This is a genomic window from Stutzerimonas stutzeri (assembly GCF_038561965.1).
Taxonomy (GTDB): Bacteria; Pseudomonadota; Gammaproteobacteria; order Pseudomonadales; family Pseudomonadaceae; genus Stutzerimonas; species Stutzerimonas stutzeri_AA.
On the sequence record NZ_CP139348.1, the window covers coordinates 3906629 to 3925693 of the forward strand.

General features: G+C 64.2%; 18 protein-coding genes and 1 riboswitch. Of the genes, 7 read left to right on the forward strand and 11 right to left on the reverse strand.

From position 1 onward, the window contains the following. Nucleotides 1–8: 8 nt before the first annotated feature. From SM130_RS18020 to SM130_RS18030, 3 genes are read left to right on the forward strand one after another with little or no spacing between them, the layout of a single operon-like run. Nucleotides 9–314 (forward strand): PepSY domain-containing protein, encoded by a 306-nt coding sequence (locus SM130_RS18020; protein WP_102824704.1) that lies wholly within the window; start codon nt 9–11, stop codon nt 312–314. Then, nucleotides 314–979, forward strand: a complete 666-nt coding sequence (locus SM130_RS18025) for a response regulator transcription factor (protein ID WP_102824703.1) — start codon at nt 314–316, stop codon at nt 977–979. The genes SM130_RS18020 and SM130_RS18025 overlap by 1 nt, the downstream gene beginning before the upstream one ends. Continuing rightward, the gene (locus tag SM130_RS18030) at nt 976–2292 is read left to right on the forward strand and encodes a sensor histidine kinase (RefSeq protein WP_102824702.1); all 1317 of its coding nucleotides are present in this window, start codon (nt 976–978) and stop codon (nt 2290–2292) included. Before SM130_RS18025 ends, SM130_RS18030 begins: the two co-directional genes overlap by 4 nt. 5 nt (nt 2293–2297) lie before the next feature. Here the strand turns inward: SM130_RS18030 and SM130_RS18035 are convergent, their stop codons facing one another. Then, on the reverse strand, nt 2298–2513 hold the full coding sequence (locus tag SM130_RS18035) for a hypothetical protein (RefSeq protein WP_003281738.1): 216 nt from the start codon (nt 2511–2513) through the stop codon (nt 2298–2300). A gap of 323 nt (nt 2514–2836) precedes the next feature. Here SM130_RS18035 and SM130_RS18040 point away from each other — a divergent pair, with 323 nt between their 5' ends. The 4 genes from SM130_RS18040 (at nt 2837) to SM130_RS18055 (ending at nt 11966) form a co-directional block, all read left to right on the forward strand. Continuing rightward, nucleotides 2837–3709, forward strand: coding sequence for a WYL domain-containing protein (locus SM130_RS18040; RefSeq protein WP_102824701.1), 873 nt, complete (start codon nt 2837–2839; stop codon nt 3707–3709). Between the two features lie 936 nt (nt 3710–4645). Then, nucleotides 4646–5881, forward strand: coding sequence for an exonuclease SbcCD subunit D C-terminal domain-containing protein (locus SM130_RS18045; RefSeq protein WP_102824699.1), 1236 nt, complete (start codon nt 4646–4648; stop codon nt 5879–5881). Beyond that, nucleotides 5878–9531, forward strand: coding sequence for an AAA family ATPase (locus SM130_RS18050; RefSeq protein ID WP_102824698.1), 3654 nt, complete (start codon nt 5878–5880; stop codon nt 9529–9531). Before SM130_RS18045 ends, SM130_RS18050 begins: the two co-directional genes overlap by 4 nt. Before the next feature lie 255 nt (nt 9532–9786). After that, nucleotides 9787–10003, forward strand: a riboswitch (cobalamin riboswitch). A 97-nt stretch (nt 10004–10100) separates the two neighbouring features. Continuing rightward, nucleotides 10101–11966: a TonB-dependent receptor domain-containing protein gene (locus SM130_RS18055; RefSeq protein WP_102824697.1), complete on the forward strand. Its 1866-nt coding sequence runs from the start codon at nt 10101–10103 to the stop codon at nt 11964–11966. A 22-nt stretch (nt 11967–11988) separates the two neighbouring features. Here SM130_RS18055 and SM130_RS18060 read toward each other — a convergent pair whose 3' ends face one another. The 10 genes from SM130_RS18060 to SM130_RS18105 form a co-directional block, all read right to left on the reverse strand. Continuing rightward, nucleotides 11989–12789 carry a cobalamin-binding protein gene (locus SM130_RS18060; protein WP_102824696.1) on the reverse strand — a complete coding sequence of 267 codons (801 nt, stop codon included), beginning with the start codon at nt 12787–12789 and terminating at the stop codon, nt 11989–11991. After that, complete coding sequence (locus tag SM130_RS18065) at nt 12789–13196, reverse strand: hypothetical protein (RefSeq protein ID WP_102824695.1); 408 nt, start codon at nt 13194–13196, stop codon at nt 12789–12791. Before SM130_RS18065 ends, SM130_RS18060 begins: the two co-directional genes overlap by 1 nt. Beyond that, a complete protein-coding gene (gene ribA / locus SM130_RS18070; RefSeq protein WP_102824694.1) occupies nt 13193–13810 on the reverse strand; it encodes a GTP cyclohydrolase II in 618 nt (205 codons plus the stop codon). The genes SM130_RS18065 and ribA overlap by 4 nt, the downstream gene beginning before the upstream one ends. 121 nt (nt 13811–13931) lie before the next feature. Beyond that, nucleotides 13932–14579 carry a retropepsin-like aspartic protease family protein gene (locus SM130_RS18075; RefSeq protein ID WP_102824693.1) on the reverse strand — a complete coding sequence of 216 codons (648 nt, stop codon included), beginning with the start codon at nt 14577–14579 and terminating at the stop codon, nt 13932–13934. A gap of 85 nt (nt 14580–14664) precedes the next feature. Further along, on the reverse strand, nt 14665–15162 hold the full coding sequence (locus tag SM130_RS18080) for a phosphatidylglycerophosphatase A family protein (protein WP_102824692.1): 498 nt from the start codon (nt 15160–15162) through the stop codon (nt 14665–14667). A gap of 53 nt (nt 15163–15215) precedes the next feature. Next, the gene (gene thiL / locus SM130_RS18085) at nt 15216–16178 is read right to left on the reverse strand and encodes a thiamine-phosphate kinase (protein WP_102824691.1); all 963 of its coding nucleotides are present in this window, start codon (nt 16176–16178) and stop codon (nt 15216–15218) included. Between the two features lie 12 nt (nt 16179–16190). Beyond that, on the reverse strand, nt 16191–16676 hold the full coding sequence (gene nusB, locus SM130_RS18090) for a transcription antitermination factor NusB (RefSeq protein ID WP_102824690.1): 486 nt from the start codon (nt 16674–16676) through the stop codon (nt 16191–16193). Continuing rightward, on the reverse strand, nt 16673–17149 hold the full coding sequence (gene ribH, locus SM130_RS18095; RefSeq protein ID WP_003289143.1) for a 6,7-dimethyl-8-ribityllumazine synthase: 477 nt from the start codon (nt 17147–17149) through the stop codon (nt 16673–16675). Before ribH ends, nusB begins: the two co-directional genes overlap by 4 nt. Before the next feature lie 58 nt (nt 17150–17207). Next, nucleotides 17208–18287, reverse strand: coding sequence for a bifunctional 3,4-dihydroxy-2-butanone-4-phosphate synthase/GTP cyclohydrolase II (ribBA, locus tag SM130_RS18100; protein WP_102824689.1), 1080 nt, complete (start codon nt 18285–18287; stop codon nt 17208–17210). 11 nt (nt 18288–18298) lie between these two features. Next, entirely contained in the window at nt 18299–18961 is a 663-nt protein-coding gene (locus SM130_RS18105) for a riboflavin synthase (protein WP_102824688.1), read from the reverse strand. Nucleotides 18962–19065: the final 104 nt, after the last annotated feature.

Consider the following 19065-nt stretch of genomic DNA (forward strand, 5'->3'; position numbering starts at 1 on the left):
GGCCATCCATGCGTGCCCCATTTCTCGTAGCGCTTCCACTTGCACTGCTGCTCGCTGCCACCCCGGCGGCGAGCCGCGACCTGGATCAGGACGAAGCCCTGCGGCTACGTCGTGAGGGCCTGATCCTGCCGCTGGAAACACTTATACAGCGCGCGATGGAGCGTTATCCCGGGGCACGTCTGCTGGAGGCGGAACTGGAAGAGGAAGACGACATCTACGTCTATGAAATCGAATTACTGACCACCCAGGGCGTCGCCCGCGAGCTGGAATTCGATGCCCGCGACGGGCGCCTGATCAAGGATGAAGAAGACTGATGCGCCTGCTACTGGTCGAAGACAACGTTCCGCTGGCCGACGAACTGGTCGCCAGCCTCAGCCGCAACGGCTATGCGATCGACTGGCTCACCGATGGCCGCGACGCCGAATACCAGGGCGCTAGCGAGCCCTACGATCTGATCATTCTCGACCTTGGCTTGCCTGGCAAACCGGGGCTTGAGGTCTTGCGTGCCTGGCGCGCCGGCGGTCTTACCACGCCGGTGTTGATCCTCACCGCACGCGGCTCCTGGGCCGAACGCATCGACGGTCTCAAAGCCGGCGCCGATGACTACCTGACCAAACCATTCCACCCTGAAGAGTTGCTGCTGCGCATCCAGGCACTGTTGCGCCGTGCCCACGGCCTGGCCAACCAGCCACTGCTGCAAGCCGGCGGCCTGGAGCTGGACGAGTCGCGCCAATGCTGCTGCAAGGATGGCCAGGACATCGAACTCACCGCGGGTGAATTCCGTCTGCTGCGCTACTTCATGCTGCATCCGGGCCAGCTGCTCTCTAAAACGCAACTGACCGAACACCTCTACGACGGCGAAACCGAACGCGACTCCAATGTCATCGAGGTGCATATCAATCGCCTGCGCGGCAAGCTCGGTCGCGAGCTGATCGAAACGCGCCGCGGGCAGGGCTATCGCTTCGGCGGCCAGCCGTGAAATCCATTCAGCGCAGCCTCAGCCTGGCGCTGATCGCCACCCTGCTGTTGGTCGCGCTGGTGCTGGTGCAGACCAGTTTGTGGCTGTTCGAATCGGGGCTAAGGCGTAGCCTGGAAACCGACCTGCGCGAGGAAACCGAAGGCCTGCTGATCGCCCTGGTCAAGGGACCGAACGGCAACCAGCTGGACCTCCAGCGTCTCAACCCGCGCTATCAGCGGCCTTTTTCCGGCCACTACTTCAAGATCGACCTGCCCGGGCGAACCTGGCGCTCACGCTCGCTATGGGACGCCACGCCGCAATGGCCGGAACATGCCGGGCTGGCGGACGACCTGCTTGACGGCCCGCAGGGCCAGCGATTGCTGGGCTACCGCGCCGAATACCGCCGTGACGGGCAGCCAATCATCATCAGCGTGGCGCAGGACTACACGCCGGTTCTCGACAGCTTCGCCCGTGTGCGACTTAGCGGCCTTGGACTGGTCGGCTTCGCCCTGCTCGCACTACTGCTTTTGCAGCGTTACGCCATGGGTCTGGCACTGCGCCCGCTGGAACGTGCGCGCCAGCAGATTGCCCAGCTGCAGCAGGGCCAGCGCCAGCAACTGGATCAGCGAGCACCAAGCGAGCTGCAACCGCTGGTGAAGCAGATCAACCATCTGCTGACCCATACCGAAGAAACCTTACAGCGCTCGCGGCACGCGCTGGGCAATCTCGGCCATGCGCTGAAGACGCCGCTGGCGGTGCTCGGCAGTCTGGTACAGCGCGAAGAACTGGCCGCCCATCCTGAGCTGCAGGCCAGCCTGGTCGAGCAGCTGAGCCAGATCCAGCAGCGTGTCAGCCGCGAACTGGGCCGCGCACGGCTATCGGTCGACGTATTGCCGGGCGCTCATTTCGATTGCGATGCCGAACTGCCAGCACTGTTCGAAACGCTGGCGATGATCCACCGCAGCGGACTCGACTTGCGCTGGCACGCTCCTAACGGCTGTCGCCTGCCTCGTGATCGCGAGGACATGCTCGAGCTGCTCGGCAATCTGCTGGATAACGCCTGCAAGTGGGCGAGCAGCCGCGTCGAACTGACCATCGAACGCGACAGCAGCGGCTTCGTCCTGCTGGTGGACGATGACGGTCCAGGCATTCCGGCACAGCAGCGGGCAAAGGTCATCGACCGCGGCGTGCGGCTAGACGAGTCGGCGGAGGGTCACGGCCTGGGCCTGGGGATCGTCAGCGACATCCTGGCGGCCTGGCGAGGAACGTGGAGCCTGGAGGAAAGTCCGTTAGGGGGGTTGCGTGTACGCGTCGCGCTACCCGCGACTCGCTGAGGCGATTACTGCGGGCGGGCCAGTTCGTTGCGCATGTCTTCGAGAATGGTTTCGACCAGTAGCGTGTTCTGCACCTGATGCCCGGCCATGATGCGCGTGGCGTGGGTGCCATTGATCGGGTAGCCGACGTGTACCAGCAGACGACCGTCCGCTTGCGGCTCGACGCGCGTGCGGTACTGCGAAGTGAAGGTTTCGGCCAAGTAGCGGGATAGAGTCTTCATGAGCATCTCTAGCAATGAGCCTGAGACAAAGACCGTGTTCTGCGCTCGGAGATTCATGCCGTCCATCGGGAATCCGATGATCTTCACCAAAATGTAACCGCCGTCATCATTTGCGCTCGGCGTCGGCATAGGCCAGCCACGCCAGAAAAAGCATCGCAGCGAACGCTACGCAGGACATCACCAAGGCATTGATCAGCAAGCTCATGTCGCGTCTCCTCATCCACCGGATCGAGTTGAAACATACCCCGAATATATGTAGCGTTGCGCGACACGTCGACCTGCTCGACATAGCTATGTAAATCTTCGGCACAGGTGCAGCGACGATGAAACGCAAGCAATCGATCAGTCAGATTCGCTGGGACCTGGCGCTGCGCTACCGCCTGATCGAGACCATCGCCTGGTGGGAAGGCCGCCTGACCACGGGCCACCTGATGCAGAGCTTCGGCATCAGCCGTCAGCAGGCATCGAAGGACATCAACACCTACCTGAACGAACATGCGCCCAAAAACCTGACATATGACCGTCACCTGAAGGGCTACAAACCGACAAAGGGTTTTCAGCCACTGTTCATCGACGGCAGCGCCAGCGCCTACCTGCACCTGCTCGACCAGAACCGTGTCCGCGCCCCACATATCGAAGGCCTGGCGCTGGCCTATGCGCACACTGAAGTGCTGCAGGTACCGGACCGCAGCATCCGCCCGGAGGTGCTGCGGCCGATCCTGCAGGCCTGCCGCGAGGGCCTGCGCCTGGAAAGCGAGTACGTGTCGCTTGCCAACCCTGACGTCGAGATCCGCGTGATGGCGCCGCACACCCTGGTGTTCACCGGCATGCGCTGGCACGTGCGCGCCTACTGCGAGAAGAACCGCGAGTACCGCGACTTCGTCCTCAGCCGCTTCCGCGGCGAGCCGGATCTGATGGACGCAAGCGAACACACCCGCGAGCAGGACGAGGCGTGGAACACGCCGGTGACTGTGCTGATCGAGCCGGACGCGCGCCTGAGCCCGGCGCAAAAGGCAATCATCGAGGTGGACTTCGGCATGGTCGACGGCCAGCTGCCGGTGGAAAGCCGTGGCGCGCTGGTGCAATACGTGTTGCAACGCTTCGGCATCGACCCGAATACCGTGCAGGCGAATGCGGCGGCGCAGCAGTTGCAGGTGGGGAATCTGCAGGCGTTGAAGGGGTGGTTGTACTCGTGAGGGTTAGGCGTCACGTGATCACTTGTAGGAGCGAGCTTGCTCGCGATCAGGTGCAGGCACAAACCTGTGCATACGACGCCGCGCTTTCCTCGGCCCGACCTGCAGATTGCGCCTCGCATGGCTTGACCATTTGTAGCAACGAGCTTGCTCACGAACTGTTGCCGGCGCAGACCTATGCGTACGACGCCGCGCTTTCCTCGACCCGACCAGCAGGTTGCGCCTTGCACGGCGCGTCACTTTTTCTTGTCTGGCCAAGAAAAAGTAACCAAAAAGAAGGCCACCCCTACATACGGGTTTTGCTTCGCAAAACTTCCCTCGCTCCGGCGCTGCTCCGGGGGTCGTCGCGAAGGGCCATCCCTGGCCCATCGCTCCTCGCTCGGCATCCATGCCTCTCGTCCCCCTGCGCAGCGCCTACGCTCGGCCTCCTGAAGGGGATTCGAGACCGAGTCGTCTGTAAGTTTATAAATAGCGGGAGGCCGCTTCGCTCGTTTAACAGTCAAAAATCTGCCAAGCGACGCCGAATGCCCCGTTCAGGAGGCCGAATGAAATCCGCATGGAGGGGAGCGAGCGGCATGGATGCCGCGAGAGGACTGGGCGTCCCCGCGATAAAGGACCATGGATGGCCCTTGTACGCCGGCCCGTGGAACGTGGATGGAATGAGGGAAGTCGAGCGCCGCGAGACCCGGATGCAGGGGCAAGACTTTTTGGTTCCTTTGGGCGGGGCCGGCCATCCGGCGACTGCCAAAAGGAACTCGCCCAGCAGGGCGAAACCAGCGCGTCATACCGGCACGACAGGCGGCAGCCACCTGCAAACTCGAAAACCAACCAGTTCCGCGGTCAAGACTGCTCCCACAAGCCTTACATCCGACTCAAACAACCGCAGACATCCTACGCCAGCGGTTTGCCGCGGCACCCGCAAACAAAGAGCCTGAGCCCATGCGCCTGATCCACACCTCCGACTGGCACCTCGGCCAGACCCTCCACGGCCAGGACCGCGACTACGAACACGCGCAATTCCTCGCCTGGCTGCTCGACCAGCTGGTTGGCCATCAGGCCGACGCCCTGCTCATCGCTGGCGACGTGTTCGACACGGTCAACCCGCCACTCAAGGCCCAGGAGCGCCTCTACGACTTCATCGTCCGCGCCCACGAAAAACTCCCGCAGCTGGACATCGTCATGATCGCCGGCAACCACGATTCCGGCGGGCGCATCGAACTGCCGGCGCCGCTGATGAAGCGCCTCAACGCCCACGCCGTCGGCCGCATCAGCTGGATTGCCGAAGGCCAGCTGGACCACGGGCGGCTGCTGGTGCCGCTGCAAGACGCCGCTGGCAACACCGCGGCCTGGTGCCTCACCCTGCCCTTCCTGCGACCGGCCGAAGTCACCGGGATGGAGCTGGGCGACGACTACATGACCGGCATCCGTCAGGTCCACGAGCGGCTGATCACTGCCGCCGAAACCGCACGCCAGCCCGGCCAGGCGCTGGTCGCCATGAGTCACGCGCATATGGCCGGTGGCGCGGTGTCGGAGGAGTCCGAGCGCAACATCGTCATCGGCAATGCCGAGGCGCTGCCGGCCAGCCTGTTCCCCGAGTCCGTCGCCTATGTCGCCTTGGGCCATCTGCACAAGCCGCAGCAGGTCGCCGGGCAGACGCGCATCCGCTACAGCGGCTCCCCCCTGCCGCTGTCCTTTGCCGAGGTGAACTACCCGCACCAGGTGCTGCTGGTCGAACTCGATGGCGAGGCGCTGGTGCAGGTCGACAGCCTGCCGGTGCCGCGCGCGGTCGAGATGATCCGTATCGGCCGCGCGCCGCTGGCCGAGGTGATCGCCACGCTGGAGGCGCTGTCGCCAACCGGCCTGTTCGACGACCATCTGCCCTGGCTGGAGGTACGCGTGCTGCTCGACGAACCGCTGCCAGACCTGCGCCAGCGCATCGAAACCGCCATAACCGGCAAGGCCTGCCGACTGGTACGCATCGCCAGCGAATACGCCGGCAAGCGCGGCGAAACAGAGTCAGAGATGCTGCTGGGCCTCGATCAGATCACCCCGCAGGAACTGTTCGCCCGCGCCTGGGAAGTCGAGTACGGCAACCCGGCGGACGACCAGGCGCTGGAGGATTTCGCCACCTTGCTGCAACGGGTCGAGTTCGCCCATGAGGAGGATGACCGATGAAAATCCTCGCCATTCGCCTGAAGAACCTGGCCTCGTTGGCCGGCGAGCAAATCATCGACTTCACCGCCGAACCCCTGGCCAGCGCCGGCCTGTTCGCCATTACCGGACCCACCGGTGCCGGCAAGAGCACCATTCTCGACGCCCTGTGCCTGGCACTGTTCGGCAGCACTCCCCGACTGGACAGCGTTTCTCCGCTGAACAAGGTCCCCGACGTCGAAGCAGAGATCGGCGGCGGCGACGAGCGCAACCTGCTGCGCCGCGGCTGCGGCAGCGGTTATGCCGAGGTGGACTTCGTCGGCGTCGACGGTCACCGCTACCGCGCCCGCTGGGAGGTCAAACGCGCCCGCGAAAAGGTCGACGGCCGCCTGCAGGCCAGCAGCCAGAGCCTCACCGATCTGGACAGCGGCACGCTGCTGGCCAGCGGCAAGAAGCGCGAGTTCAAGGAACTGCTCGAAGCCCGCCTGGGCCTGACCCTGGCGCAATTCACCCGCGCCGTGCTGCTGGCACAAAGCGAGTTTTCCGCCTTCCTCAAGGCCGACGACAACGAGCGCGGCACGCTGCTGGAAAAACTCACCGACACCGGCCTCTACAGCCGACTCGGTCAGGCCGCCTTCGAGGCCGCTAAGCAGGCAAAGGAAAGCCTCACCCGTCTGGAACAGCAGGCCGGCGGTCTGCAGCCCATGGAGCCAGAGCAGCGCGAAGTACTGAAACGCGAGCATCAAGCCCAGCTCGATGAACTGAGGAAGCTGCAACAACAACTCAAAGTGCTCGAAGCCCAGCAGCAATGGCTCAGTGAGCTGCAGCGCTTGGAAGGCGAGCACGAAGCCGCCCGCCAGCAACTGCAGGACGCCGAGGACGAGCGCGCGAGCCTGAACGAGGCCCGCCGTATCCTCGACCTGTTCGAACTGCTCGCGCCGCAGCGCCACCGATTCCTGCGCCAGCAGGAACTCGAGCCACTGCTGGGTAAGGCCACCGACAGCCTGACTCGTCTGCAGCACGAGGAGAAAAGCCTGCAGCAACGTCTCGACACATTGCAGAGCCAGTGCGAAGCAGCCGGCAGCAATTTGCGTGCGGCCGAACAGGCGCGCCAGACAGCTGAACCCAGGCTGGCCCAGGCACGCCGAGAAGAGGAACGCCTCACCCACCTGAACGCTGACCTCGCCTCGATCCGCGCCGAAAGCGCTCAAGCCGACGCCGACGCCCACACCGGCGAGAAAACGCTCAAACTGCTCAACGAACAGCAACAGCGCGCCGCCGAGCGGCTCACCACGCTGACCCAGCAACTGAAAACGAGCGCGGCGCTGCAACCGCTCTGTGCAGCCTGGGGCGGCTACAGTCGGCGCTTGCAACAGGCTGTCCAGCTGGCAGCACGCCTGCAGCAAGGTCAGGGCGAACTCCCGGCGCTGGAAGCGCAGGCCAAGGCCGCCGAAACCCAGCAAAACCTGGCGCGTGAGGCGCTGGATAGCCTGCAACGCGAGCGCGACAGCGAACTCGGGCTAGCCGAACAGTTGGCCCAGCTGCATCGCCAGCTCGACGAATGGCGCCAGGCCGAGCGCGAGACCGACGCGCTGCAACAGCTCTGGTCGCAGCAGCTCACGCTCACCGCCAGCCAGCGCGAATTGGCCGAGGCCCACAGCCGCCAGCAGGCCGAACTGGACAGCCTGGTGCCGCTGGGCAAACAGGTCCGCAGCGAACGCGATGCTGCCGACCAAGCGCTGAAGGTCATCCTCGCCCTGCTCGAACGCCAGCGCCTGTCGCGTAGCGCGAATGTCGAAGCCCTGCGCGCGTCGCTGGTTTCGGGGGAGCCCTGTCCGGTCTGCGGCAGCGACGAGCACCCCTGGCATCAGACCGATGCGCTGGTCGCAGGCATCAACCAGCACGATGACAGCGAGGCCGAGCGCGCGCGCCAGGCGCTGCAGGAGCAGGATCAGCGTCTGCAGGAGCTGCGTGATCGGCATGTCGCGCTCAGCACGCAGTTGCGCCAGACGCAACAACGCCAGGGCGAAGTCGAGGTGCAGTTGCAGGCCCTGGCGCCGCGCCTGCTCGCCCTGCCCGCCCACGCACAATTGCTTGAGCAGCCGGAAACCGAGCGTTCGCAATGGCTGGAAGCGCAGCTGACCAATCTCAAGGACCAGATCGCCAGCGCCAGTCAGCGTCAGCAGCAACTGCTCGCCCTGCAACAGCGCAGCGAAACCCTGCAGCAGGCCTGGCAGGCCGCACGCGAAGCCTGTGTCGAGGCGACTCAGCAACTCGCCCGCCAGCGCGATGCCCTCGCCCGCGACAGCCAACAGCTCGACGAGGAACTGCAGGCCTTCGCCGAACTGCTGCCCGCCGAGCACCTGCAGCGCTGGCGCCAAAACCCAGCGCAAAGCTTTATGCAGCTGGACGCCAGCATCGCCACGCGGCTGCAGCAACTGCAGGAGCAGACCGAACTGGCCGAGGAGCTGCGCCAGTGCGAGCAGCGCCGCAGCGACGAACAGTTGCAACAGCGCCATCGCCAGGAGAAACAGGCAAGCTGCGGCGCGCGGCTGACCGAGCGCGAGAAGCTGCTGCTGGCCTGCCAACAGGCGTTGCGTACCAGCCTTGGCGAACAAGCCAGCGCCAGTGCCTGGCAAGAGCAACTGGACGCAGCGATCCAGGCTGCCCGCCAGGCCATGGCCGAGATCGATCAGCAGCTCAACGACAGCAAGCTCAACCTGACCCGTCTGCACGGCGACCAGCAGAACTGCCAGCAGCGCCACGCTGAACTGGAACAGGAACGCGATGCCCTGCACACCGAGCTGGCGGCTTGGCGCGCCAGCCATCAGGAGCTGGACGATGCCACCCTCGCCCAGCTGCTGCACATGGATGACCAGCTGATTACCGAGGCGCGCCAGCGCTTGCAGCAGAACAGTGAAAACCTGACCCGCTGTCGCGAGCGTCTCGACGGTTGCCTCAATCGCCTGACGCTACATAAACAGCAGCAGGCCGAAGCGCCGGATGCCGAACAGCTGCAACAGCGCCATGCCGAGCAACTGCAGCGGTGCGAGCATGCCGATCAGCGCTGCGCGGAAACCCGTGCCAGGCTGATCGACGATGACAAACGCCGCAGCCAGAGCCAGGCGCTGCTCGCCCAGATCGACGCCGCACGGGCCGAGCACCAGCGCTGGGGGCGCATCGCCGCGCTGATCGGCTCGAGCGACGGCGGAGCCTTCCGCAAAATCGCCCAGGCCTACAACCTCGACCTGCTGGCGCAGCATGCCAATGTGCAATTGCGCCAACTGGCGCGCCGCTACCGCCTCAAGCGCGGCGGCAGCCCGCTGGGGTTGCTGGTGTTGGATACCGAGATGGGTGACGAGCTGCGCTCGGTGCATTCGCTGTCCGGCGGCGAGACCTTCCTCGTCTCGCTGGCCTTGGCGCTCGGCCTGGCGTCGATGGCTTCGAGCAAGCTGAAGATCGAGTCGCTGTTCATCGACGAAGGCTTCGGCAGCCTAGACCCCGAGTCGCTGCAGATCGCCATGGACGCGCTGGATTCACTGCAGGCCCAGGGCCGCAAGGTGGCGGTGATTTCCCACGTGGCGGAAATGCACGAGCGCATCCCGGTGCAGATTCGCGTGCGCCGGCAGGGTAATGGGCAGAGTGATCTGCAGATTGTTGGAGGGCCGTCATAAGGACCGGCGCTTTCGACGCCGTCGTTCGGCGGTGATCGGCAACGGGCTCGGTCGCTTCGAGCCCAACGCGGCCGTCAAGCAAGTCAGCGCAGATCGCTGAACATTCTGCTGCGCGCAACACCATCGCGGCTGGATGTTTTTCAAGCAACCTGCGAGCAGCCTTGGAACGCGGCTTTGCTCGGAAACCACAGGCGCTGGCGGCCCTTGCGGCCATTCGTCCGCTTGTGTTTGCCCACCACCCGCCGTAAGGTTCGCGCGTTTTCTTATCCGCCCAGGTGTGCACGACCGCAAGGTCCGCATTAAACGGGAAGCCGGTGCGCTCGATGAGCAAGGCCGGCGCTGCCCCCGCAACGGTAATCGACCGCGATCCTCAGGGATCGCCGTCCGCTCGAAAGCCACTGTGTTTCGACATGGGAAGGTGAGCGTGATGCGCGTCGAAAGCCCGGAGACCGGCCTGACGGATTCGACTGGTGTTGCGGAGGGCAGCACCGTCAAGCGCTGCTGCCCGTCATTCCCGCGCTTGTTCCTGCCCTCCTCAAAAGTCTGCGATCTTTTGAGGAATTCCAAGAATGAAACTGTCCCGACTTGCCCTGGCCGTGGCGCTGCTGCCTGGCGTTCACGCATATGCGGCCGATCTGTCGCGAGAAGAAGCGCTTAAGCTCTCCGACACGGTGGTCAGCGCAAACCGCGAACCACAGCGACGCAGCCAGACCCCGGCGGCTACCACCGTTTTCAACCGCGAAGATATCGAGCGGCTGCAGGTCCGCAGCGTCGTCGAGCTGCTAGAACGTGTGCCGGGCGCAAGCATTACCCGCACAGGCGGAGCAGGCAGCCAAACCGGCCTGTTTCTTCGCGGTACCTCCAGTACCCAGACCCTGGTTCTGGTCGATGGTCAGCGCATCGCAGCAACCTCCAGCGGCACCAGCAGCCTCGAATTTCTCAGCCCCGATCAGATCGAACGGATCGAAGTCGTGCGCGGCCCGCGGTCTGCGCTGTATGGCTCGGATGCCATCGGCGGGGTGGTACAGATCTTCACTCGCCAAGGCAGCGGTCAGGGGCTTGCGCCTGCGGTCCGCTTCGGCGTGGGAAGCAACGGCACATTCGAACGCAGCCTGAACCTCTCCGGTGGGAATGGCCAGACTCGCTTTAACCTGGGGGCCGCGCTGGATGAAACCCAAGGTATCGACGCTACGCGCGATAGCTTCGGCGCCAATGGCGATGACGACGCTTACCGCAATCGTTCGCTTAGCCTGAATCTTGCGCACCGCTTTAATGATCGGTTCGAGGCGGGTATCAGCGCACTGGATCAGCGAGGCGAAATTGAGTTCGACGACACCTTCGAGGGCTTTCAGCCGACCGTGGATTTCCAGCTGAGCAGCATCTCCGGGTTCGTTGACGCCGAACTCAATGATGTCTGGAACAGTCGCGTCGAGGTCGGGCACAGCGAGGACAAGCGGGACACTGGAAACGACAGCCCACTGGCTCCTGACTATGTGTTTCACAGCTACTCGACCTATCGTGACTCAGCCAGCTGGGTAAACACGCTTCAGCTCGATCCGGCTCATCAGTTGTTGCTCGGTGCCGATTGGCATGAGGACCAACTGCACAGTTCGAGCGACTTTGCCCAGGATTCACGCTGGAACCAGGCAGCCTTCATCCAGCACCGCTATACCAGCAATGCGTTCTCTACAGAGATTGGCCTGCGCCACGACAAGAACGAACAGTACGGAAGCGAGAACACTTGGAACGCGGCGCTAACCGTACCGCTGGATACCCGCAACGACGTGGTCGTGTCCTACAGCGAGGGCTTCCGCGCCCCGACATTTAACGAACTGTACGACTCTAGGTTCGGAAACCCGGACCTTACGCCCGAAAAATCCAAGAGCTATGAGTTCCAATGGCGCAATCGCTATAGCGACAGCGGGTCGCTGGAATTGTCGCTGTACCGCACTGACATTCAGGACGCCATCGTCTCGGACGCCTCCTGGATCCCTCAGAATGTCCAGACCGCACGGATCAACGGCCTGGAGGCCACCCTCCGGCAGGACGTGTTCGGTTGGCAGGCTAGCCTCGCGGCCGGCCTGATGGACCCACGCGATCGCGATAGCGGTCATACACTCGCCCGTCGCGCCAAGCGCACGCTAAGCCTGGATCTGGACCGGCGGCTGGGCGAGTTTTCGGTGGGCGCTAGCTGGAGAGCCGTCAGCGGCCGCTATGACGACGCCGACAATACCATCGAGCTGGGCGGCTACGGCCTGCTTGGCTTACGTGGCAGTTGGCAGACCAACTCGGAGGTGAAGCTGGACCTGAAGCTGAACAACCTGTTCGACAAGGACTATGCGGAAACCACCTACAGCACCGCCAACGGCCGCTACGGATACAACACCGAAGGCCGCACCGCGCTATTCGCCGTCACCTGGACGCCCTCGCTCTAATCGCGTGCAACGGCGCGCTCGCTCAGGGCGCCGCCGCCATCACCTCGCAGAGCTTCCCGATCGCACCCAGCATCTGGAAGCTCGGCCGCTCCAGTCCCTTGTCGGGCACTTCAAGCAGCCGACCGCTGCGCACGGCACTGAGCTGTGGCCAGGCCTTCCATTCATCCAACTGCGCGCCGCTGCCAGCGAGGATCACCTCCGGGTCGCGGGCGAGCACAGCCTCGATGCTGACCTGCGGCGCTGCCAGGGTCAGGTCGGCAAAGACGTTCCGGCCGCCACAGACTTCAATGGCTTCGCTGATGATCTGCTGTCCGCCGAGGGTATACAGCGGCTGGTTCCAGACCTGATAGAACACCCGTAGCGAACGCTCGCGGGCATAGCTCATGCGTAGCTCGGCGAGGCCTGCACGAAACTGTTCGGCCAGGCGTTCGCCTTGTTCGGCGCGACCCACCGCATTGCCGACCACGACGAACTGCTCGGCCAGGCCTTCAAGATGGGTTTGCTCGACAACCAAGACGGGGATGCCGAATTGTTGCAGCTGCTCGCGCTGGCTGCGCGGAACGCTGTCCGGCCAGAGCAGCACCAGATCAGGTTGCAAGCTGAGAAGGGTTTCCATTTCCACCTGCCCATAGCGCCCCACAGACGGTACGGACTGCAGCGCAGTGGGCCGCTCACCGCCGTCCAGCACACCGACCAGCCGGTCGGCGGCGTCGAGTTCGAGCATGATTTCGCTGAGCGATGGCGCCAGGCTCACAACACGTTCGGCGGCCAGCGCAGGTAGCGTCGCCAGAGAAACCAGCGCGGCTAGCAGCAGACGTCGCATCAGTGCAGGTGTCGCGGAATGCGGTAGAGCACCAGCAAGACCAGGCTGCCGAATACCAGCAACAGGCGAGCAACCGGCTCCATGCCCAGCAGCGCGCCGGCGGCGGCAAACCAGGCCGGTAGCGAGGCGACCAGCAGGCCGCGACGGCGAACGCGGCGCAGATGGCTCCAGGCGTCGGCCTCTGCAGGGCTGTTCAGCGCCTGCTCGGTGGCAATCAGTGCATGCTTGAATCGGGTGAAGGCCCGCAGGCTGAAGAACAGCGAGACCAGGCCTGCGGCGAAAAGCGGCAAGCCCCAGTCGGCCAACACGACCGATGCGCGCCCAAGGATAAGCACCGGCAGCACCATCAGCAGCGTATGCAGCCAGCCATCGCGCGCGAGCTGGCGGCGGGCGGCGGCTCGCGTCACGACTGCTCGGCTTCGCCCTGGTGAATCTCGCCGAGCATGTGGCCGAGCTTGCCAGCCTTGGTCGCGAGGTATTTGCGGTTATGCGGATTGTGTGCGATCTGCAGCGGCTTGCGCTCGGCAACGCGAATGCCGAAGCCCTGCAGCGCTTTGACCTTGCGCGGGTTGTTGGTCATCAACTTGATTTCGGCAATGCCCAGATGTTCGAGCATCGGCAGGCAGATGCCGTAGTCGCGCATGTCAGGCGCGAAGCCGAGGCGCTCGTTGGCCTCGACGGTATCGGCGCCGGCGTCTTGCAGTTCATAAGCGCGGATCTTGTTCAGCAGGCCGATGCCACGACCTTCCTGACGCAGATAAAGCAGCACGCCGCGGCCCTCGTCGGAAATCGCGCGCAGTGCCGCTTCCAGCTGAAAGCCGCAGTCACAGCGCAGGCTGAACAGGGCATCACCGGTCAGGCATTCGGAATGCAGGCGGCCCAGCACCGGCTCGCCGTCAGCCACGTCGCCGAGCGTCAGCGCGACATGCTCCTTGCCAGTGTCCTGGTCGAGAAAACCATGCATGGTGAACACGCCGAACGGCGTCGGCAGTTGGGAAGCGGCGACGAACACGACAGACACGGGCGGAAATCCCAGAGGCGGAAAAGCGGACATTGTAACACCAACAAAAGGCGAATCAGGCTGGAGAGTTTCGCCGGTAAAAGCGCCAATCGTGCCGCCCTGCGAGCTTAGCGGCCGGTCGTCAGGACGTCTTCGATTCCAGCACCAGCACGCCCTGCTCCTCGCGCCAGCTGACGCGGCCGAGGAAGCTCATGCCAAGCAGCGCCTCGGTGGGCGAGCCACCTTCGACAACCACCGCCTCCACACCGATCACCTCGATCGCACCGACCTTGACGCTGCTGAGATGCACGCGCCAGGCCTTAGCGGTACCGCTGGCAGTGCTCACCACCATCGGCCGGCCGTCGACCCGATAGTCGATGCCCAGTCGGCGCGCCTGATGTTCGTTGATCGCGACCGAGGTAGCACCGGTATCGACGAGAAACTGGATCGGCTGGCCATTGATCGTACCGGCGATCCAGTAATGGCCGCCGGCGCCCTTGGCCACGCTCAGCTGGGTCTTGCTTGGCGTGGCGTAGGCCCCGCTGTATTCGCGGCTCAGGTTGTAGTGACGCTCAACGCCATCGACGCGCAGCACCGCACCGCTGGCATCGGCACTGACCACCTGCACGCCGCCTGGGCCGGTCTGGCCGACCTTGACCAGCTTGCGTTGGCCGTCGACATTGACCACCGCGGCACCCGGAAACAGCCCGACCACCTGCACCATGGGCGCTGCTTGCGCCAGAGCAGGCAGCAGCAACAGGCTGGCACACAGAACGTGGATGCTACGCATGGCTCTTTCCTCGAAACCAGGCCGTCCAGGCCAGACGGCCGATCATCCATCAACAGCCGGCCCGCTGCAGCGACCGGACGCACAATCAAACCAACAGCGCCACCAGCCCCTGCATGACGGCCCAGGCGGCGATACCGGCGAGGATGTCATCGAGCATGATCCCGATGCCGCCATGGATGTGGCGATCGACCCAGCTGATCGGCCAGGGTTTGGCGATGTCCATCACGCGGAAGATGACGAAACCGAGCAGTATCCAGTACCAGCCTTCCGGCACTAGCCAGAAGGTAATCCAGATACCGACGAACTCATCCCAGACGATGCCTTCGTGGTCGTGCACGCCGAGCTCGCGGGCTACCTTGCCGCACAGCCAGACACCGAACAGCATGGTCACGCCGAGCATCAGCAGATAACCCCAGCCCGGCAGCAGCTGCCACAGTGGCACGAACGGCAGCGCCACCAGCGAACCCCAGGTGCCCGGGGCCTTGGGCATGAGCCCCGAACCGAAGCCGAACGCCAGGTTGTGCCAGGGATTGGACCAGACCAGGCTTTGCGGCTTGGCCGCGACCGGTGAGGAGTCAGTCAAAACAGCGTTCCTTATCGGATCGGTGGCAAGCGGCTGCAGGCCCGCGGCAGCGCTTACCCATTGAAATGGTTGTAACCGCGTTCGGACACGGCCACTTCGTTGCCCGCCGCATCGAGCAGTTGCACACCCTGCCCCGCCTCTACCCGGCCAATGACATGGAGCGGCCAACCGGCCTCGAGCAGTGCAGGCAGTTCAGCGGGCGGCAGCGTGAAGGCCAACAGGTAGTCATCACCGCCGGCCAGCGCGCAGCGCAACGCTTCGGCCTCACCGGCGAAACGCCGCAAAGGTTCGGACAGCGGCAGGCGATCACGCTCGATCTGCAGCGCAACAGCCGAAGCCTTGGCGATATGCCCGCAATCGGCCAGCAGCCCGTCGGAGATATCCAGCGCTGCGGTGGCTTTGTCTCGCAGCGCCTCGCCCAAGGCCAGCTGTGGTTGTGGCGACCAGTAGCGCGCCAGCAGGTGTTCGGCGATGTCTGGGTCGGCTGCGGCCTGGCCAAGCACCAGCGGCAACGCCCCGGCCGCCTCACCGAGCACACCGCCCACGCAGAGCAGATCGCCGACCTGCGCGCCGGATCTAAGCAGCGCCTGCCCGGCCGGGACCCGGCCGAACACCGTCACAGTCAGGCTCAGTGGACCACGGGTGGTGTCGCCACCAATCAAACGCAGGCTGCAATCAAGCGCCATCGAATCCAGACCACGGGCGAGTTCCGCCAGCCAGAGTGGGTCACCGGCAGGCAGGGTCAACGCAAGGGTGAAACCGATGGGCGCGGCACCCATGGCGGCGAGATCACTGGCAGCCACGGCTAGCGCTCGCCGGCCGAGCAGGAAGGGATTGCAGGGATCGGAAAAATGCACCCCAGCAACCAGGGTGTCGGTGGACACGGCGAGTTGCTCGCCGGCCGGAATCTGCAGCAGGGCACAATCGTCGCCGATGCCGAGAACGACTTCGCCGCCAGCCCTGGCACAAGCGGCGGCAGCAAAGTAATGACGGATCAGCTCGAACTCACCCAGCAAGGCGAGCAGCCCTCAGCGCTTGTGGTTGCGCACTTCGGCGCTGCGCAGCGAGGGGGCCAGCTTGTCCAACACGCCGTTGACGAACTTGTGCCCGTCGGTAGCGCCGTAAACCTTGGCCAGCTCGATGCCTTCGTTGATGACCACACGATAGGGCACATCGATGCGCTGCATCAGCTCGTAGGTGGACAATCGCAGGATCGCCAGTTCAACCGGATCGAGCTCGTCCAGCGGACGGTCGAGGTTCGGCGCGATGGCACCGTCGACTTCGCTCTTGCTGCGCGCAACACCGGTCAACAGCTCATGGAAGTAGCTGCCGTCCACGCCGGAGAAATCGTTGTCGACGCGGAACTGCGCCTCGATTTCGTTGAGGCTCTGGCCGGCCATATGCCACTGATACAACGCCTGCATCGCCAGGCTGCGCGCAACCCGGCGCGTGGCGATCTTGCCCTTCGCCTTGGGCTGCGGGGCGTCCTGACTATCGTCGTGATTCAGGCTCACTTCGCCTCCAACTGCGACAGCAGGCTCACCATTTCCAGCGCGGAGAGTGCGGCTTCGGCGCCCTTGTTGCCGGCCTTGGTGCCGGAACGCTCGATGGCCTGCTCGATGGAATCGACAGTCAGCACGCCGAAGGCGACCGGCACGCCGAACTCCATGGAAACCTGGGCCAGGCCCTTGGTGCATTCACCGGCGACGTATTCGAAATGCGGTGTACCGCCACGAATGACCGCGCCCAGGGCGACGATGGCGTCGTATTCACCCTGCTGTGCGACTTTCTGCGCGACCAGCGGAATCTCGAAGGCACCCGGTGCACGGATGATGGTGATGTCGTTCTCGCTGACGCCATGGCGAACCAGCGCGTCGACCGCGCCGCTGACCAGGCTTTCGACGACGAAGCTGTTGAAGCGGCCAACGACCAGGGCGTATTTGCCCTGCGGGGCGATGAAGGTTCCTTCGATGGTCTTCAGGGGCATGGGTGTTTTCTCATCTCTTTAAAGAACGAAGGCGCCGCGGACTGCGCGGCGCCTCTGATTATTCGGCCGGGAGGTATTCTACAACTTCCAGATCAAAGCCGGATATCGCGTTGAACTTCATCGGCGCACTCATCAGGCGCATCTTGCGCACGCCCAGGTCACGCAGGATCTGCGAACCGGCGCCGACGGTGCTGTAGGTGGCCGGTGTCGGCGGTTGCTGGCGGGTCAGCTGCGCCAGCAATTGCGGGCCGGTGAGCGGGTTGCCGAGCAGCAGCACCACGCCCTTGCCGGCCTTGGCCACCTCGCTCATTGCGGCGCGCAGGCTCCAGCGGCCCGGCACGGTGACCAATAGCAAATCACGCAGCGGCTCCATGTTGTGCACGCGCACCAGGGTCGGCTCTTCCGGGGAGATTTCGCCGCGGGTCAGCGCCATGTGCACGGTGTCCTCGACTCCGTCGCGATAGGTAACCAGGTTGAACTGGCCCAGCTCGGTTTCCAGCGGCTGCTCAGAAACTCGTTCGACGGTGCGCTCGTGGATCATGCGGTAGTGGATCAGGTCGGCGATGGTGCCGATCTTCAGCCCGTGCTGTTCGGCGAACAGCTCCAACTCCGGGCGACGCGCCATGGTGCCGTCGTCGTTCATGATCTCGCAGATCACGCCGCTGGCCTCGAAACCGGCCATGCGCGCCAGATCGCAGGCGGCCTCGGTATGACCGGCACGCGCCAATACGCCACCTGGTTGCGCCATCAGCGGGAAGATGTGGCCGGGGCTGACAATGTCTTCGGCTTTCGCACCACGGGCCACGGCGGCCTGCACGGTCCGCGCACGGTCTGCGGCAGAGATGCCGGTGGTCACGCCTTCAGCCGCCTCGATGGAGACGGTGAACTTGGTGCCAAAGCCCGAGCCATTGCGCGGCGCCATCAGCGGTAGTTTGAGCAGCTCGCAGCGCTCGCGAGTCATCGGCATGCAGATCAGGCCGCGGGCGAAGCGCGCCATGAAGTTGATGTGCTCGGCGGTCACACATTCGGAAGCGACAATGATGTCGCCCTCGTTCTCGCGGTCCTCGTCATCCATGAGGATGACCATCTTGCCGGCGCGGATGTCTTCGATCAGTTCTTCAGCGGTATTGAGCGCCATGGGGCGTCTCCTCAATTCTTCAGGTAGCCGTGCTCGGCGAGAAAACCTTCGGTAAGCCCCGAGGCCTTGGGGTCGGCGGCCTTGTCGCCCATCATCAGGCGCTCCAGGTAACGCGCCAGCAGGTCGACCTCCAGGTTCACCTGCCGCCCAGTGCGGTAGTCGGCCATGATGGTTTCGCCGAGGGTGTGCGGCACGATGGTCAACTCGAATTCGGCGCCGTTGACTGCATTGACCGTGAGGCTGGTGCCATCAACGGTGATCGAGCCTTTGAGCGCGATATATTTGGCCAGCTCGCGCGGTGCACGGATACGGAACTGCACGGCGCGGGCATTATCTTCCCGGGCCACGACCTCGCCGACACCGTCGACATGACCGCTGACCAGGTGCCCGCCGAGGCGGCTGGTGGGCGTCAAAGCCTTTTCCAGATTGACCCGGCTACCGGCCTTGAGATCGATAAAGGCGGTACGTGCCAGGGTTTCGCGACTGACATCGGCCCAGAAGCCGTTACCCGGCAGCTCCACTGCAGTCAGGCAGACGCCGTTGACCGCAATGCTGTCGCCCAGCTTGACGTCGCCCAGATCCAGCTTGCCGGTTTCGACCAGCACGCGTACGTCGCCGCCCTTGGGCGTGAGCGCACGGATGGTACCGATGGCTTCGATTATTCCAGTGAACATGTGGCCTCCCGTGGAAGGCTGGTGAAACGCTGCATACGACGAACTCCTGTTTTAGAAAAACAGGGCGCTACAGATCGATAGGGATGCATGACGGACGCACGAAC

Excerpts from the sequence above, each read along its gene's own strand:
- SM130_RS18020 (WP_102824704.1), top strand. The coding sequence starts at position 9 with ATGCGTGCCCCATTTCTCGTAGCGCTTCCACTTGCACTGCTGCTCGCT.
- SM130_RS18025 (WP_102824703.1), top strand. The coding sequence starts at position 314 with ATGCGCCTGCTACTGGTCGAAGACAACGTTCCGCTGGCCGACGAACTG.
- SM130_RS18035 (WP_003281738.1), bottom strand. The coding sequence starts at position 2,513 with ATGAAGACTCTATCCCGCTACTTGGCCGAAACCTTCACTTCGCAGTAC.
- SM130_RS18040 (WP_102824701.1), top strand. The coding sequence starts at position 2,837 with ATGAAACGCAAGCAATCGATCAGTCAGATTCGCTGGGACCTGGCGCTG.
- SM130_RS18045 (WP_102824699.1), top strand. The coding sequence starts at position 4,646 with ATGCGCCTGATCCACACCTCCGACTGGCACCTCGGCCAGACCCTCCAC.
- SM130_RS18050 (WP_102824698.1), top strand. The coding sequence starts at position 5,878 with ATGAAAATCCTCGCCATTCGCCTGAAGAACCTGGCCTCGTTGGCCGGC.
- SM130_RS18055 (WP_102824697.1), top strand. The coding sequence starts at position 10,101 with ATGAAACTGTCCCGACTTGCCCTGGCCGTGGCGCTGCTGCCTGGCGTT.
- SM130_RS18060 (WP_102824696.1), bottom strand. The coding sequence starts at position 12,789 with ATGCGACGTCTGCTGCTAGCCGCGCTGGTTTCTCTGGCGACGCTACCT.
- SM130_RS18075 (WP_102824693.1), bottom strand. The coding sequence starts at position 14,579 with ATGCGTAGCATCCACGTTCTGTGTGCCAGCCTGTTGCTGCTGCCTGCT.
- ribH (WP_003289143.1), bottom strand. The coding sequence starts at position 17,149 with ATGCCCCTGAAGACCATCGAAGGAACCTTCATCGCCCCGCAGGGCAAA.
- ribBA (WP_102824689.1), bottom strand. The coding sequence starts at position 18,287 with ATGGCGCTCAATACCGCTGAAGAACTGATCGAAGACATCCGCGCCGGC.
- SM130_RS18105 (WP_102824688.1), bottom strand. The coding sequence starts at position 18,961 with ATGTTCACTGGAATAATCGAAGCCATCGGTACCATCCGTGCGCTCACG.